The organism is Rummeliibacillus sp. POC4 (assembly GCF_003576525.1).
Classification (GTDB): domain Bacteria; phylum Bacillota; class Bacilli; order Bacillales_A; family Planococcaceae; genus Rummeliibacillus.
On sequence record NZ_QWUA01000053.1, the window covers coordinates 19971 to 35980 of the forward strand.

At 30.1% G+C, this 16010-nt stretch carries 18 protein-coding genes; 15 read left to right on the forward strand and 3 right to left on the reverse strand.

Annotation, left to right across the window (positions count from 1 at the left end; genetic code table 11):
- Nucleotides 1–198: 198 nt before the first annotated feature.
- On the forward strand, nt 199–1665 hold the full coding sequence (locus D1606_RS13275; protein ID WP_119416499.1) for an alpha-amylase family glycosyl hydrolase: 1467 nt from the start codon (nt 199–201) through the stop codon (nt 1663–1665).
- A 338-nt stretch (nt 1666–2003) separates the two neighbouring features.
- Here the strand turns inward: D1606_RS13275 and D1606_RS13280 are convergent, their stop codons facing one another.
- Both D1606_RS13280 and D1606_RS13285 read right to left on the reverse strand, forming a co-directional pair.
- On the reverse strand, nt 2004–2861 hold the full coding sequence (locus D1606_RS13280; RefSeq protein ID WP_119416500.1) for a DegV family protein: 858 nt from the start codon (nt 2859–2861) through the stop codon (nt 2004–2006).
- Nucleotides 2862–2881: 20 nt separating this feature from the next.
- A complete protein-coding gene (locus tag D1606_RS13285) occupies nt 2882–3691 on the reverse strand; it encodes a Cof-type HAD-IIB family hydrolase (RefSeq protein WP_119416501.1) in 810 nt (269 codons plus the stop codon).
- 232 nt (nt 3692–3923) lie between these two features.
- Here D1606_RS13285 and D1606_RS13290 point away from each other — a divergent pair, with 232 nt between their 5' ends.
- Nucleotides 3924–4892, forward strand: coding sequence for a tyrosine-type recombinase/integrase (locus D1606_RS13290; RefSeq protein ID WP_119416502.1), 969 nt, complete (start codon nt 3924–3926; stop codon nt 4890–4892).
- A 46-nt stretch (nt 4893–4938) separates the two neighbouring features.
- Here D1606_RS13290 and D1606_RS13295 read toward each other — a convergent pair whose 3' ends face one another.
- Nucleotides 4939–5163: a helix-turn-helix domain-containing protein gene (locus tag D1606_RS13295; RefSeq protein WP_119416503.1), complete on the reverse strand. Its 225-nt coding sequence runs from the start codon at nt 5161–5163 to the stop codon at nt 4939–4941.
- 155 nt (nt 5164–5318) lie between these two features.
- Here D1606_RS13295 and D1606_RS18790 point away from each other — a divergent pair, with 155 nt between their 5' ends.
- From D1606_RS18790 to D1606_RS13355, 13 genes are all read left to right on the forward strand, one after another.
- Nucleotides 5319–5456, forward strand: a complete 138-nt coding sequence (locus D1606_RS18790; RefSeq protein ID WP_158582380.1) for a hypothetical protein — start codon at nt 5319–5321, stop codon at nt 5454–5456.
- A gap of 17 nt (nt 5457–5473) precedes the next feature.
- A complete protein-coding gene (locus D1606_RS13300; RefSeq protein WP_119416504.1) occupies nt 5474–5809 on the forward strand; it encodes a hypothetical protein in 336 nt (111 codons plus the stop codon).
- A 25-nt stretch (nt 5810–5834) separates the two neighbouring features.
- Entirely contained in the window at nt 5835–6266 is a 432-nt protein-coding gene (locus D1606_RS13305) for a hypothetical protein (RefSeq protein ID WP_119416505.1), read from the forward strand.
- 383 nt (nt 6267–6649) lie between these two features.
- Nucleotides 6650–7432 carry a helix-turn-helix domain-containing protein gene (locus D1606_RS13310; protein WP_119416506.1) on the forward strand — a complete coding sequence of 261 codons (783 nt, stop codon included), beginning with the start codon at nt 6650–6652 and terminating at the stop codon, nt 7430–7432.
- A 126-nt stretch (nt 7433–7558) separates the two neighbouring features.
- Nucleotides 7559–8059, forward strand: a complete 501-nt coding sequence (locus tag D1606_RS13315; protein ID WP_119416507.1) for a hypothetical protein — start codon at nt 7559–7561, stop codon at nt 8057–8059.
- 156 nt (nt 8060–8215) lie between these two features.
- Complete coding sequence (locus D1606_RS13320) at nt 8216–11083, forward strand: BAR domain-containing protein (RefSeq protein ID WP_119416508.1); 2868 nt, start codon at nt 8216–8218, stop codon at nt 11081–11083.
- Between the two features lie 478 nt (nt 11084–11561).
- Entirely contained in the window at nt 11562–11759 is a 198-nt protein-coding gene (locus tag D1606_RS13325; protein ID WP_158582381.1) for a helix-turn-helix domain-containing protein, read from the forward strand.
- 45 nt (nt 11760–11804) lie between these two features.
- Nucleotides 11805–12008, forward strand: coding sequence for a hypothetical protein (locus D1606_RS13330; protein WP_119416510.1), 204 nt, complete (start codon nt 11805–11807; stop codon nt 12006–12008).
- Between the two features lie 57 nt (nt 12009–12065).
- Complete coding sequence (locus D1606_RS13335) at nt 12066–13637, forward strand: DEAD/DEAH box helicase (protein WP_158582382.1); 1572 nt, start codon at nt 12066–12068, stop codon at nt 13635–13637.
- A 323-nt stretch (nt 13638–13960) separates the two neighbouring features.
- A complete protein-coding gene (locus D1606_RS13340) occupies nt 13961–14167 on the forward strand; it encodes a hypothetical protein (RefSeq protein WP_119416512.1) in 207 nt (68 codons plus the stop codon).
- Complete coding sequence (locus tag D1606_RS13345; RefSeq protein WP_119416513.1) at nt 14167–14439, forward strand: hypothetical protein; 273 nt, start codon at nt 14167–14169, stop codon at nt 14437–14439. The genes D1606_RS13340 and D1606_RS13345 overlap by 1 nt, the downstream gene beginning before the upstream one ends.
- 125 nt (nt 14440–14564) lie before the next feature.
- A complete protein-coding gene (locus D1606_RS13350; protein ID WP_119416514.1) occupies nt 14565–14867 on the forward strand; it encodes a hypothetical protein in 303 nt (100 codons plus the stop codon).
- Between the two features lie 242 nt (nt 14868–15109).
- Nucleotides 15110–15544, forward strand: a complete 435-nt coding sequence (locus tag D1606_RS13355; RefSeq protein ID WP_158582383.1) for a terminase small subunit — start codon at nt 15110–15112, stop codon at nt 15542–15544.
- The last annotated feature ends 466 nt before the right edge of the window (nt 15545–16010 follow it).

A 16010-nucleotide genomic window follows, 5' to 3' on the forward strand; every position in this document is an offset into this window, starting at 1 on the left:
CTCTTTTAAAGAAATTTCCACTCGCAAAATATGATTGAAACAAAGTGGTGGCTGGTTATACTTTTGGTAAAAGGTGATGATTTTCACAGTTTTGTCGAATTTGTTTTTGTTTTATGTGTTTTTTGAGTGAAAGCATGGAGAGTTTCGAATTGGTTTGTTAAAATTACTTTGGACAGTTCTGCAGAGGAGGACTTCAGAGTGAACGTAGCAAAATGGATAAGTACGGCTGTGGCATCAGCATTGTTAGCGTCTACAATTGGAACAACGACAATTGCACATGCCGAAGAAAGCACACATCAAATTGAGAACGAAAGTATCTATGATGTACTAGTCGATCGTTTTTTCAATAAAAGCGTGGAAAACGATTATAATATTAATGCAAAAGATTCAAAAGCCTTTCATGGCGGTGATTTTGCTGGTATTGATACAAAAATAGAACATATTAAAAGTATGGGCTTTACCATGATTTCTTTAGGATCTGTTTTTTCATCCACTACATATGATGGAAGTGCAGTAGTAGATTATAGCAAAGTAGAAAGACATTTTGGTACAAGCAAAGAATTAAAATCACTAATTAAAAATTTACACAAAAATGATATTAAATCAATGGTCGATTTCCCGATTAATAATGTAAGTAAAGACCATGCCTGGGCACTAGAAGAAAATCATAATGATTGGTATACGGTGGCTAATAATCATCGCATTAATTGGAATACAAATAACCCAGATGTGCAACAAGCATTAATAGATGCTGCGACTAACTTTATAGCAAAATATAAAGTAGATGGGATCAGATTAACACAGTTAGAAAATGTAGATACAGCATTTATCAATAAAATGATTAAAGCTTTAAAACAACAAGATAAAGAACTTTATGTAATTTCAAACGAACCAAGTGATGCAGATTTTGATATAGATTACAATCCACAAACGATTGGCACGTATCAATCAATTTTTAAAAATGTCGATGAAGACTCATCTAAAGTAGAAGAACCGTACAAGTCATTTGTAAACGGTGAAACAAACAAACCGACAGCATTAATGATAGATGATTTAAATAGTGCGCGTTTTACACATGCAGCTGCTGAAGAAAATATGTTTCCACCAACACGCATCAAAGTAGCATTAGGGGCTTTAATGACAATGCCTGGTGTACCAATCGTCACTTACGGTACGGAAATTGCTCAAAATGGTGTTAAACCTACAGAAACTCATGCAGCAATGGATTTCAGAACGAAAGAAGACATCATGGATTACCTTGAGGATCTCCAATCAGTTCGAAATAAATCACAAACGCTTCGTACTGGTAAATTTAAATTATTAGAAAATAAAAATGGCCTCATGGTTTATGAACGTTATTCTAATGATGAAAAATGGATAGTGATGGTCAACAATACAGATAAAACGAAAAGATATCAATTAGATTCATCTGTTGTTGGGCAAAACAAAGAGCTCCGTGGTCTTTTCGAAAGTGATATTGTACATCAAAGTGACAATGGTAAATATAATTTAGTATTAGAACGTGAACTCGTAGAACTTTATCAAGTAACAGATAAAAAAGGTATCAATATTCCATATATGATTGCGTTAGGATTAGTTTACGTCCTATTCATCGCTTTTATAGTAGCTATATTAAGAAGAGGCCGTAACCGTAAAAATGCATAACGAAAAATCCCTTGATTTCATCGGTGAGATCAAGGGATTTTTATATCCTTTTTTAAATAGCAATACTTGAGATGTGTATATTTTGGAATCAGAATTTGCTGTGCGGTATAAAATTTTGGACGGTTTATTCGCTCTCTGTGAGGAATAATTCGCTCTTTACCCGAGAATATTCGCTCCCACATGGATTTTATTCGCTCCATAAGGAATTGTATTCGCCCTCTCAGCAATTTAAGTCATATTTAGAAGGTAGATTTATCCTAGTTTGTCCACAAATTACAGTATATAATCTAAAAACCCCGATTAAAATTGAAATCGGGGGTTTTAAATTGAGACAACTATTATTCTTTTGGTAGTTTATTTAAGAAATAGATACCAAACGTTCCAGTTCCAGTATGTGCAGCAATAACTGAACCTATTAGATGAATTTCAACTGCTTTTGGATGGAAGTTTTCAATGATTAGTGATTTGACCTCTTCGGCATCTTCTAAATCATCACTATGTGAAATAGCAATAACTTGTTCTGAAAGGGAATCACCGCGTTCAGCCATTAACTCGATAAGTCTGTTTATAACTTTCTTACGTCCACGATATTTCTCGATAGGAACTAATTTACCGTCTTCAACATCAAGAACGGGTTTAATGCTTAATATGCTACCGATAAAGGCACTAGCTTTTGATAAACGGCCGCCTTTTGCTAGGTGGTTTAGATCTCCTACTGTGAATAAGTGTTCCATATGTTCAGCATTGAAACGGATTTTATCAACGATTTGTTCGAAGGATACTCCTTCTTCGCGAAGGCGTACTGCTTCTTTAACAAGTAAGCCACATCCCATTGAAGCACATTTAGAATCTATGATGACTAATTTAAGGTCAGGATATTTTTCTTTTACTTGTTCCGCCATCATAACTGCTGTATTATATGTTCCTGAAAGTTGAGATGAGAAAGCAATATAAAGTCCTTCTTCACCGGATTGTGCAAGTGCAGTGAACTCTTTTAAGAATAGTTCTGGTGAGACTTGTGATGTTTTTAACATTTCCCCTGCACGGATCGTATCGTACACATCTTGCATGTCAACACCAATTACGTCATCATATTCTTGTCCTTTCATTTGAACTCGTAGTGGTAATATGATGACATTGTTTTGTTCGTAAAACGATTTCGGTAAATCAGAAGCGCTATCTGCATAGATCTTCATTTTTCAACCCCCTATATTTCTTATAAATGAAGACGATCGATTAATATTTCGGCAATTCCATCTTCATTATTTGTTTTGGTAATTTCATTTGCGATATTTTTCAGTTGGCCGATTCCGTTACCCATGGCAACACCTACACCTGCGTAATCGATCATTTCTAAATCATTATCCTCATCGCCAAATGCTATTATTCGATTACGAGGAATGCCTAAATCTTTTGCAACATGAGATAAACCAACAGCCTTGTTCATACCATGTCTTACAATTTCAATCACTGGGAAAGGATCTCCCCAACGTCTATGATCAATGAGTTCCGCTTTTGTATCCGCTAAGTATTTGCGAATAGTAGGAACACTTTTTTCGTTAGATTGGATTAGAAGACTTGTTGGATTGTCTTTTAAATAATCTCTTAAGGCACCTGTTGTAACTCTAGGATCGCCCATACTAAAAATATTGAGTAATTTTTCATCATGGTATTGGACATATACGTCATCCATTACTTCAGCAACCAGGTTTTCAAACTGATCACGATTTAAGGATTCTACTACCTCTTGAACCACTTTAAGTTCGATTGGGCTGTGTACAGTTTGCCAATTTTGATCTAATGGATGATGGACGAAAGCACCATTGAAATTGACAATTGGTGTATGTAAACCTAGTTCATGATAATATATTTTACTCGCACGATAAGGTCGTCCAGTTGCAATCATCACTTCATGACCTGCATCTTTTGCCTTTAATAACGTGCGCTTCGTTTTCTCAGAAATCACTTTTTCATCGGTTAATAGAGTACCATCTAAATCTAAAACAATCAAATGGGGTTGTACCATTCGTAACACTCCCTTCGTTTTTCTTATTCATCGGGGATATAATTTGTCCTTAAGTATGTGGAAAAATACCACCAACTTAAGGAAATATATATAAAGTTTATCCTTTCTATGTGTGTTTCGTCAAAGTTTAGTGATGTTATTTTGAGGATAGGGAGTTGTACAAATCGTAATATCCCCATTTTACTCTGATGCAATTAACTTTCGTAAAATTTTTGTATCGGAGGCTTTAATTATGTATAAGAATTCACGGAAACATGGCATCTTTTCAGTTGAAGCAGATTCATCTTTATTTACAACAGGTAGTAATGATTCGAAGCTAAAGGTTTCAAAAGCTCAGGAAATGATATTTAAACAGATGAGGACAAGTGGGAATAGAGAGGCAACCATTAATAACTACAGATTTACATTCAATCAATTTGTAAACAGTCAAAATATAATATATGTAGAAGATATAAATGCTAATACTATATATGACTATCTTGATTCAATGAATATGAAAAATACATCTAAATTGGCAAGGCTAAGGGCTATAAAAGCAATGTTATCGAAGTGTCTTAAAAATGGTTGGATTGAAGAAAATTTTTGGGGCAATATTAAAATTAAAACAGATAAACATATTAAAGAATCTGCATCGCAAGAAAATATTGAAAAGTTAATTGAAGCTTTAAATAAAAATACATTCGTGGGATTCCGAGATACAGTTGCTATATTAGTTTTGTATAAAACAGGAATCAGAATTCGAACGTTAGGTGAATTAAAAGAAAAGAATATTGATTTCGAATCATCAACTTTAATTTTAGAAGGTAATGTGATAAAAAATCATAAGTTACTCAAGTTACCATTAGATTCTGAACTGTGTAATCTACTTAAAATATTGATTCGTCAAAATAAAATCATAAGAGAACATTTTAATGTAAAAAACACAAATATTTTTATTACACAAAATGGCGAATCGATTAACCATTCAAAATCGCATACGAATGCTATTTCAAAGCAACTGAGCAAGTACTCAAAGACATATGGGCTAAAAAATATTAATGCACATGCTATTAGACGATTGTATAGTAAGAATTTATTAAAAAAGGGCGCATCCGTAGCATTAATATCAAAAGCGCTTGGACATTCAAATTTAGCTGTTACGACTTTATATTTGGATTTAAGTGCGGATGAAGTAGCAGAGAACTTGCGTAAATTATTATAAGGAATAGTTAAATATTCAATACAAAGAGAGAGTAGGGAATAAATCCTTACTCTTTTTCTCGTTCATCTACAATTTCCAATATTTCGTTAAAATCAGTTAAATCCAAAGTTTGCATAACTTTTAGCAAATGTTCTAATTGTATTCGATCATATTTGTTATTGACCATTTGACTTATTGTTGCAGGTCTTAATTTAGACATTTCAGCAAACTCTTTTTGTTGTATATTCAATTTTTTTATATGCTCATCTAATTTTAATTTTATTCTTTGCATCCACTTCACCTCCTATTATCATTAATATTCTCATTGTAGCATAAAAAATTACACATAAGTGAAATTATTTGTTGACATCTAATTCAGATTACTGTAAAGTGTAATTAAAGATAAATACTTATTACCGAAATCAGTAATACAAAGGAGCTGAATAAATGATCAAACTTTACAAATCTATTAATCAATATTTCTTTCTGTCAGATCAAATTAGCATTTCAGATTTTGCATGGTTTTATGGATTTTATGGGTTCATTTTAACAATGTTAGCGATAGCTACAATCGTTTTTATCTAGTGGGAGGTGGAAAATATATGGATACAGTAGTTAAATACACTACAGCAACAAATAACGAGTATTTCGACAATGGTGAGTTCAACTTTACAACGTTACATCTGATAACGTCCATCAAATTTGTTGCAGACTTACGTAGTAAATTGTTACTTGATAAAATTGAAAGAATTTCTATCAAACAACTTAAAGTAGATGATTCTAAATTCATCTATATCTATGCCAGTCATCATGATTATACGGATAATATCACAACATGTATCATCTTAGAATGCTATTATGACAATGGCTATTATTCTATTCGATATGTAAGCAGTAATGCACTTGAAGCATTAGATTTAACTATTAAACAACTATAAAAATTAGAAATGAGGAAATTATTAAATGGAAACAATCGAAGCATTAAACATGGTAAATATTAATGAATTACATGCAGTTGGTGCATTAGTTGAACATTCAATTTTAGGAACTCTAACACTATCAATCTCTAAAGATAGCATGAGTAAAGGGTTAGAAATGGAACAAGATTTACTTGAATTTGATGAATTAGTTATCCCAACAAGTTATGAATCGCATCTTGTAAACGTGCTTGATTATGATTTCTACAGCTTATCAGATAGGTTTGAATTAGTTTTAGTAGTTAGTTATAGAATGAGTGAAAATAATTCATTTGAAGGTAGCTGGGGAGCTAATATAGCAATGAATGATGAAAACATGCAAATTGGTAAAGTTGATATTAAATCACTAATGGGGGTTGTTTATAGAGTTAACGTGTTATCAACAGAAATTGAGTGGGATGAAGAAAGTTTTTCGTAAAAAATTTGAATTCTTATTTTCTTTTCGAGAGCGACTTTGGATATAATAAATAGTGTAGTAAATAAGTTGAGTAAGAAATCAAATATAGTACTTATGTATATCGAATATTCTGACATTTTAAATTAAATGAAAACATCAAAAATAATAGTTTACAAACTATTAAAAATCTGGTAACATTATTTATTGAACTATACCTTTTTTAAACTGTGCAATTTAATTAAGTAGTGTATAACCTAGATTATACATTACTTTAATTGAAGTGTAAATAGGTTGATGAAATTTAATTTTTATTAATGGATCACAATAGCAATTGATATATCAGTATCAATTGCTAAAAGGGACTCATTATCCCAAAACTAAATTATAGAATTGGAGAGATTTAAATGAACAACACAATCAACGAAAAAGGTTTAAAACTAGTAGATGAGATTAAATTAAATCAAGACTACAGCGAGATTAAAAAGGAAGCATTAATCAATTTTGGGTTTGATCCAATCAATTTAGATAGTTTTATTAACTGGATGCTTCAATATTACAATGAAGATTTTGAAGAAATTACAGATCAAAACATTGACGAGGATATTGATTTTGGTTCTGGAACTATTGATTTACTAACAGAATCTGAACGTGCAGAACTTGGGGACATTTCTACAGCAGATGATGAAAACAAACAACGTAAAGATCGATTTAAACTTGTCAATAAGAAAGAATGGTTAGAAATTGGACAAGCTTTAAAAAATGAACGACTTGAATTAGGAATCTCATTAAATAAAATGGGACGAATACTCAATACTTCTACTTCAAGAATTTCAAATTTGGAAAATGGTAGACCTGTCATGATGGCTGATAATTTGAGAGCGAGTTATAAATTAGCATTGGAATTAGAAAGAATGAAGCAACAAGCAGAAATTAAAACTATCGCCCAAAATAATAGCAAAAACACTCAAATCAATCATATTCAAATTGTTCATGATGGTGGGGAACTTTACATATTAAACCTTGTTACTGAGTCTGGAACGGTTATTCACATTAAAGATATCAAAGGAATGAAATGGGCACACATGGTAGCAAAAAATAAATTTGCAAAATACTTAAATGTACCAATTGTTTTGAAATTAACAAATGGTGAAAAGGTACGATTAGATGCTCAATACTCAGCTTGTTAATTATACACATATCATAGTTTTATTTAATCACAGTAGTACATATAAGATATTTTGAACAAAACAAGGGGGCGAGAATACAACGCTCACTGCATATAAAAAATTATACGAAATGGAGAATACATAAATATGACAAAGTTAAAAAAATCGGAATTTAAGAAAGAAATGACATTTGAAGAGGAGTTAGAAATACTGTTTTGCGATCCTAATGAATTAGAAGTTGAAGATTCAACATTTATAGATTGTGAGTTTACTAAATATCTAAATAGATTAGATTATTACGAATCAATCTGGGAATGTGAATCGGAAGAATTCAAAAGATTTTATGTTTTAGAACAAGAAAAAATTGAGAATCAAGAATCAGAAATTTTAACATCTATTGAAAATAAATCGGAATTACTTTTTGAATATAAGCACAATAAAAATCAGGTATTAGTTAGATTAAATTCATTTAATGAATGGTTAGATAACTTTTTACAATCTGTGATTGAATTGATGAATAGTTATGCAAAAGGGCATACGAAACTATATAAGGAACAGTACAAGCAATCAGAGCAACTATACAATGAATTACTTTCCTTTAGAAATATAGAATTTGATTTTATGCCATTAGAAATGCTTATCAAATAACACATATCATAGCTTTATGAATTATCAGTAGTACATATAAGGCGTTCTAAGTGTATCTGTGAGTATTCCTGTTATTATTGCTCATTAGATACACTTACAGCGTCAATAAATCGTAAATATCTTAAATTAATATTATAAAAAATTGGAGGAAATTGAATGACAAAAAACAATAAAAAACAAGTTTATATCCCAAGTATTGAAGCGGAGCAATTGTATGACATGTCTGTTAGAGGATTAGATATAAAAGTGGACTATGTGGGCATGATTCCATATTCACTTGAATTGATCAGACTTAGATTAAATAAGAAGTTTAAAGAACGAAAAGTGTCAAGTCGATATGAATCTGATGCCATTATCAATATAAAGTTTAAAAATAAAATCAGTAAAAATAAAGTAATTCCTTCATATGTAAGGAGTTATGATAAATTAATTCCTCGACTCGATAAACAATTGGAAGGTTTAATTAAAGAAAAGTCATCATTGGATAAAAATATAAAAGTATCGTGTAACAAACGAGCCATTGATAAAATGGAGAAATCAGTTAAGCAGCTAGAGTTTAAAATTGATAATTTAAAAAAGAAAATACAACAAATTAAATCTGATAAAGATAACACGATCTATAGTGAAATGAAATCAGATGAATTAAGGTTACATTTATACACCAAAGGATTTTATTTTAAAGGTGAAAAATACAAATTCTATAAAAGGACTAGCTCCAAGTCTAAAAATTTACAAGCATTATGGATACAAGAAAAATTGTATGATGAAATGATGAATTGGTCATTAATGGGATTAAAATTTGAAGATGATAAAGAATACGATATCGCATCACTTTTAGCATATACAAGCTTGGTCTCCAGCTCGATAGTTGAAACAATTAATATTGATCCGAAAAACATACTTATAGTAGATGATCAATATAGTGTATTCGAGACAAATGCAATTGAAGTAGGAAACGATTTAAAGCCAGTACATAACGAAAAAGCAACGATTGAGAATAATATCTGGGATGGCCAAGCATTAATCGATAAGTCATTGTTAGAATCTATTGGTAAAGGAGATAAAGGTTTCGCCCAGTTAAGATCGCATTTTTTCAAATGTGCTAGCTTTTCGAGTAACATCCAAGATTTTATATGTGATTACGCAAAACAACATGGTAAAGATATCGAAACTTGGAAGTTGAAGGATTGCTTTGGGAACGAAATACTAGCCAAAGACGTGTTACTGATTAGCACCCCATCATCATTAAAGTTTTTAAAGTATGCAGGAAAGAGTAAAGATGAACGAGCGTTAGCATATAAAAATTGGTGCGACAAAGTAAGAGAAGATGATTGTCTAATGGGAATTGTGAAATTTGATAAAGGTGGAAAGTACGGGGATAGACAATTTACATCGTATCAGATGATTAACACGTTATTTTGTAATCAAAGAGATATCGAAGAATTATCTAAATTTGAAGTAGAATACATAAAATCATTAAAAGATGTTGAAAACAATAATACATATATTGAATACTTAGAGAAAAATGCACAGGTTGCTAATTCTTATCAAATGTTTGCTGATATGTGCAAAAAGAATCCTGAAATTGCTGAAACTACACTTTTTAAAAATTATAGAAAAAGTGAGATAAGTAAATATAAGAAATATGTAAAAGGTGGGAAAATCAGAATCAAAGCAGGATACTGTACAGTGGTAGCCAATCCAGTTGAAATGTTGTTTAGTGCTGTAGATGATTTTAAAACGGTTGAATCTCGTACTTTTGAGAAGCCTAATCAAGTATATTCAACAAAATACAGCTTTGATAAAGAATATACAGTATTAAGAAACCCGCATAATGCAATGCACAACTTTTATAAAGTAGAGAACATAGATAATAGTTTAATAAAAAAATACATAAATACAACAGACAATATTATTGTAATCAATGCGATTGATAGTGAGATTCTATGCAGATTAAATGGCATGGATCAGGACGGAGATTCACTACTCTTAATCGAAGATATTTACTTTAATAAGACTATTGATAAAACACTTGAAAAAGGAAACTATCCTGTAATTTTGAATAAGATTACTAGTAAACCTAAACCAGTTCAATTAAATAACGCTAATATAGCTAAAATAGATGGGGACATAGCTTTATCTCAGAAATGGACAGGCTCTATAACAAATTTGGCACAATATTATGTTTCTGTACTCTGGGATTTAAAACAGGATCATAACTATATACAAAATGACAATAAGAACAAAGCAGATGACATCAAGGAAATTTTAGGTAATTTATCAATTTTAGTAGTTTTGTCAAACGTTTCCATCGACTACTCTAAAAAGAAAATTGATGTAGATGTTGATTCAGCTTTAAGTCAAATCAGAAAGAATCCATGCGTTAAAAAGCTTGAATACAATGCAAAAGGTAAATTGAAGCTGTATGCACGTAATAAGCCGAAGTTTTGGGGATGTGTAACAAATAGTAAGCCTAAAAAACCAGACTTTTACAATTGCCCTATGGATTTGCTTAGTTCGCATATTAGCAAAGTAGAGGATGCAAAGTATACACATTCAGTTAGCTTATTAGATTGTGTTCGTGAATTAACAGAAGAAGAAAAGAAACAAACATATGATCATAAACAAGTTGTGGATATTATCAATGCAGTTGAAGAATACAGTAATCAAATTAAAGAAATTCATGCTAATGCAATTGAGGATAAAGACAAAGTTGATGAAGAAAAGAATCAAGCTTTAATTATAGCTAATGAGAAAATAAACAATAAGATTAATAAAAAAACTATTAAAACATCTACAATGAGACAACTTTTTGTTGAGGTACAAAAAATATTAGATGCAACTAAAATAGTCAATAAGAAGAAAAAAACATCTAAGGTAAATAATAATGATGAAATAGATAAAAACTTAGATATGATTTACAGATATAACAAGATGAGAGGAATAGCTACACAGATATTAAATGTACTTTATCAAAAAGATCCTGAAAAGTTTCTTGATTTAATAAAAAATAGCGAAAATTAATTTATTTTCCCCAAAAATGTTAAATTTATGACCTTAAAATGTAGAAAAATCGGTACTTTAGAGGGTTATCAAATTGGTAGCTATATGGTAAGGAGTGCGCTTTCGAACGGCAATGCTTGTCAAAGTCGAAGTAGATATCACTCTTTATCAAATACAGTTACATACACCACCTTTTTGAATGTTTTTGTTATTATTATTTGTTGATAATGATACAAATCATCCTTCAATTCTTTGTTGACATATTTTTATTTGTTAGCAAAACATCAGCAGTGTTGTGCCATCAATATTGTTGATCCTCCTAATTTTTAAATTTATTTTTTTGTATTTACTAAATGTGGCTCGTGGAACAGCTGTATACCGTAAAACAAAAAGGCAGGATAGTTATTCCTCGACTATTCTGCCAAACTTTTTTTAATAATATTTTACAATTAATTTTTTTGAATATAAATATAAAACTATGATGAAAGGAAAGATTAAATTGAATAATGATATAACTGAACTCGAATATTTGATTATCAAACGGAAACGTAAAAACATTAGCCAAAAACAAATAAGTGAAGCAATTGAAATTTCACAAACTTATCTCAGTTTTTTAGAAACTGGAAAAGCACCATTTCCAGCAAATGGAGTGACATGGGCTAAGTATAAATCATACATAGAAAATTATGGTGAATAACCATGTTCGGATATATAAAAGTATACATAGAATGGAGAATTATATATGAATAAAGAATTTTATTTTTGTTACTCAGGACATTTAAGCAAGTTTTTACAATCTAAGGGTATCCGTTACATTACTAAGGCAATTACGCCTAATACCAATCAGATGTTTACCTTATTTAAAGTAACAGATGAATTGTCACAAGCTTTGATTGAATATAAACCAATAAAAGAAGCACGTATTGCCGCTGAAATAGCACAATGAGTGCAGACAGTTTGTATTTAAATTTATATCAAACAATTATATGAAAGGAATATGCTAATGAAAAAATTGAATATAAAATACATTTCTGAAATAATTGGAAATGAACATCTCACTAAATGGGAAAATGGTGATGTGGTTATCATTAAGTCACAAGTGGGAACTGGTAAAACAACATTCGTACTCAATGATGTGTTAGACAGTATGCAAAAAGATGAGAAAATGTTATATCTATGTAACCGCAAGAAACTAAGTAGAGATACCAAAATTAATCTATTTAATAAGTATGATAAGGAAAAAATTCCTAAGCTTAAAAATGGCAAAATCAACTATCAAGAACTAGCAAAAATAAAATGGATTAACAATGTAAAAGTTGTGTCATATCAGTCCATTGGTGAGTTACTTTCATTAAAGAAAAATGTTGATTTATCAGGATTTAAATACATAGTTTCAGATGAGTGTCACATGATGATTTCCGATAGCGGGTTTAATTCTCGCACTGATTTAGTTTTTGAAAAATTAATAAGAGAAGATTATCCCAATTCAATTAGATTATTTGTCAGTGCAACTATGCAAGAAATGGAGAAGCCAATTAAAAAAGGTGTATACAGTGGGAAATCTTATACATATGATACTGATCGAGATTATTCATATTTGAATGTAAAATACTTTAAAAAACATAAAGATATTTTGCAGATGGTTAAGAATGATAAAGAATCAGATGACAAATGGTTAATATTCGTAGCTTCTAAAATACGTGGCGAGGAAATGGAAAAGGAATTATTGAAATCTGGAATAGATACAGTATTTGTTCATTCTGAGTCAAGAAAAGATCCAATTGAAGATGAAAAGTTTAAAGAAAAGGTACTTATTTGCACAAAAGTTTTTGATAATGGTATTAATATTTGGGATGATCAAGTAAAATATTTAGTTATTAATTCTTTTGATGAAACAACTTTTATACAGGAAATAGGTAGGCTAAGAGTAGATATAACTAATGCTAGAGAAATTCAGTTGTACATACCAATGACATATATTAATACTTGGGACTGTCACTTGAAATCATATGAAAAAAAGATTGAGCAAATTGATTTATATAATAACAGCTATGAAGAATTTGAAACTAGATTTAATAGGAATTACGATAAAGTATATAAAGATATATTCTATTTAGATGATGGAAAGTGGAAAATTAATAGTACAGGTCATGCTAGATTATATAAAGATAGAGCTAATGCAATTGATATGGTTAATGATTTATATGAAGATAAGTATTCATACATATTAGAACAGTTAAAATGGATTGATTTATGGAAAGGTTTTGAAACATATAAATTAATTGAAGATGTACATAACCAAGAAGAAGTGATGAAACTGAGTGAGTATTTAGATGGTATTGTTGATAAGAAATTGTTTTCAGATGAACAACAAAAGTTGAGCGATTTAATTGTTAAAGAGTTATTAACAATAAGTAAGAATGTAGATTGTAGAACTAAAAAGTTGAAACCTTCCACTTTAGAAACTATTTTGCGAGAAGATTTAGATTTACCATATGCGGTGAGTAAACCTAAAGTAGAATCTAAAGGTGAACTTAGAGGAAAAAGATATATAAAAATCACTAAATTGAAATGATAAAATGTTGCACTTTTACATAAATATCGTAATATATGATTTCACTGTTAAACTGCAACAAAAAAGACTCTTGCACTATGTATATTCTAAGTATAGTTAAATTATAGAGTTAAGTCAATAAAAAAGTTAAATTCTGTGAAGCGTTCTACGCTGAACATTGACAGGCGAAACTACTGTATTCGCATGGCAACAGTCTTTTGAATAGTTGAGAGTGTAAGTTTAATAATAAAAGATTGCAAAGTTAGAGATAAAGCGTTTCTAACTTTGTCGTTTTGCTACGCAAAGCCGAGGATAAATTAAATTATAAAAGGGAGAGGATTGAAATGAGTAGATATGACGAAAAAGTAATAATCATAAGCGAAGAAAAGTTAGAAATGATTATTTATGGCTGTGTTAAAGGGATAGTTGACAATTTATACGAAGGGCTGTCAAAAAGATTCTTCTATCAATATGACGAGGACATGAGACAAATACATATGCATTTAGATAAATTGAATCTAAAATTAGAAAACTTAAAGGGGAATAAATAATGAATAAAAAGTATAGTGAACTGTTTGAAAATATGGTGAGAATTTTAGATGCAGCAGTGGAAATTGGTAAAATTGTTGAAGAGACTGACGAGGACAGTAAGAAAACTTTTGAACATGATGTGTTAGATGTTTTAATTGAACAATTTGGAGAAATTGCAGACCAATATGAAAATGAGCTATACCAATACAAAAATACAGTTGAGTTAGTTCATTCACTATTTGGTGAAAAATATGGTAATTACATCATTCAAAATTACAAACGATTTAATTAGACATTAATTTGTCAAATAAATGTTGATTCGTAGGTAAAAACACCAACATTCTAAAATTTGTATTAATGACATTTGCTTCCTTTCTGCACTATGATTAAGTGTATGGAGGGAGGAGGTGTAATGAAATGGATAAAAGATTAATAGACAAAGGGTTAGTTTTTTATAACCAATTTAAAGATAATAAAATTGATGAAGTAGATTCTCTAGAATTTAAAACTTGGTTAGCTGAAGCAATTAGAAATTTAGAATCAGTAGCAGGAAAATCAAAATTAATGGAAGTAACTGATTTAATTAAAGTTTTCTTGCAAAATAAAGAATCAATCACAATCAATCAACTTGAATTAATTGTTGCGTTCTTGAAAGCGGAATATGAGATTAGTCAGGAACAATTACGTAGTATTGAAGCAATGTATAAGCTTAACGATTAATATAACTGGAGTCACATCTAATTGGTGTGGCTTTTTGTTATGCCTAAATTAGTAAGATTAAATTTAGAAAATGATTAACGTTTAAAATAATATTAAGTTTGAATATAAATTTAGAGCATGAAAAGTCAGTATTCTCAATGTAAATGAGGTGAATTTGCTTAAGTGTGAGGTGATATAAAGTGAGTAATTTAGATAGTAATAATAGTAATACTCCCAAAAAGGTGAGAAAAGATAAAATTAGCTTGAATAAACGTCAGAAACAATTCGTTGAAAACTTCCTATTTAACGGGAATAACGGGACTAAAGCGTACATGTTAGCCTATGAAAATGACAATGAAAAAAGTAGTGCTGTACGTGCTAGTGAGCTGTTGAAAATGACTAAAATACGTAATGAAATTGAGAGACGACAAGCCGAAATAAAAGAACATAATCTTACTCATATAGCGAGTGCAACAGAGATACTCCAATTCTATACTCAAGTTATGATTAATCCTGATAATAAATTGGATCAACGAATGAAAGCAGGAGAATATCTTGGGAAGTCTATGGGGTTATTTGTAGATAGATTAGAAACAACATCTGAAACAAACTTTGTCATAGAGTTAGGCGATAGTAGTAAGAAGCAATTAGATGTTATTGATATGCCAGTTGATCAGATTGAATATGGTGAAGAATAATGTTACATAAAACGATGATTTAATGCTGGAAATACATTCTCAAATATAGTACAAATTGGACTTAAATCTGGTTGTGATCCGTATATCAATAGAGATAGATTTCAGTATTTCCCTTTTATAAATAAAACAGAGAGTAATAAAACTAAAGATATTTTTTATCAATATTCAGATTCATATAAAGAATTAACGATTAAAATACCTGGATACGCACAAGAAAGTGTAAATTGCATATTCTTTGGTAAACCTTCTGATAAATTTCATATTGCTATGTATTATTAATGTCTATAATTGTAAATAGTTGAAGAATACAAATGCCCCAAACCTTTTTAGGTAAGGGGCTTAGTTATTACTTTTAATATATATTATTGAATTTAACAGAGTTATGCCTAAAAGATATTATCGAATTTATCCTTATTTATAGTAAAATGGTAATTGAATTAATATAATACTATGGAGGAGAGGAAGT

What these genes read in the sequence shown, in the direction of transcription:
- D1606_RS13295 (WP_119416503.1), bottom strand. Translation starts at nt 5,163, where the DNA reads ATGCAAAGAATAAAATTAAAATTAGATGAGCATATAAAAAAATTGAAT.
- D1606_RS13310 (WP_119416506.1), top strand. Translation starts at nt 6,650, where the DNA reads ATGAACAACACAATCAACGAAAAAGGTTTAAAACTAGTAGATGAGATT.
- D1606_RS13300 (WP_119416504.1), top strand. Translation starts at nt 5,474, where the DNA reads ATGGATACAGTAGTTAAATACACTACAGCAACAAATAACGAGTATTTC.
- D1606_RS13330 (WP_119416510.1), top strand. Translation starts at nt 11,805, where the DNA reads ATGAATAAAGAATTTTATTTTTGTTACTCAGGACATTTAAGCAAGTTT.
- D1606_RS13285 (WP_119416501.1), bottom strand. Translation starts at nt 3,691, where the DNA reads ATGGTACAACCCCATTTGATTGTTTTAGATTTAGATGGTACTCTATTA.
- D1606_RS13345 (WP_119416513.1), top strand. Translation starts at nt 14,167, where the DNA reads ATGAATAAAAAGTATAGTGAACTGTTTGAAAATATGGTGAGAATTTTA.
- D1606_RS13350 (WP_119416514.1), top strand. Translation starts at nt 14,565, where the DNA reads ATGGATAAAAGATTAATAGACAAAGGGTTAGTTTTTTATAACCAATTT.
- D1606_RS18790 (WP_158582380.1), top strand. Translation starts at nt 5,319, where the DNA reads ATGATCAAACTTTACAAATCTATTAATCAATATTTCTTTCTGTCAGAT.
- D1606_RS13340 (WP_119416512.1), top strand. Translation starts at nt 13,961, where the DNA reads ATGAGTAGATATGACGAAAAAGTAATAATCATAAGCGAAGAAAAGTTA.
- D1606_RS13280 (WP_119416500.1), bottom strand. Translation starts at nt 2,861, where the DNA reads ATGAAGATCTATGCAGATAGCGCTTCTGATTTACCGAAATCGTTTTAC.
- D1606_RS13305 (WP_119416505.1), top strand. Translation starts at nt 5,835, where the DNA reads ATGGAAACAATCGAAGCATTAAACATGGTAAATATTAATGAATTACAT.
- D1606_RS13320 (WP_119416508.1), top strand. Translation starts at nt 8,216, where the DNA reads ATGACAAAAAACAATAAAAAACAAGTTTATATCCCAAGTATTGAAGCG.
- D1606_RS13315 (WP_119416507.1), top strand. Translation starts at nt 7,559, where the DNA reads ATGACAAAGTTAAAAAAATCGGAATTTAAGAAAGAAATGACATTTGAA.
- D1606_RS13335 (WP_158582382.1), top strand. Translation starts at nt 12,066, where the DNA reads ATGAAAAAATTGAATATAAAATACATTTCTGAAATAATTGGAAATGAA.
- D1606_RS13290 (WP_119416502.1), top strand. Translation starts at nt 3,924, where the DNA reads ATGTATAAGAATTCACGGAAACATGGCATCTTTTCAGTTGAAGCAGAT.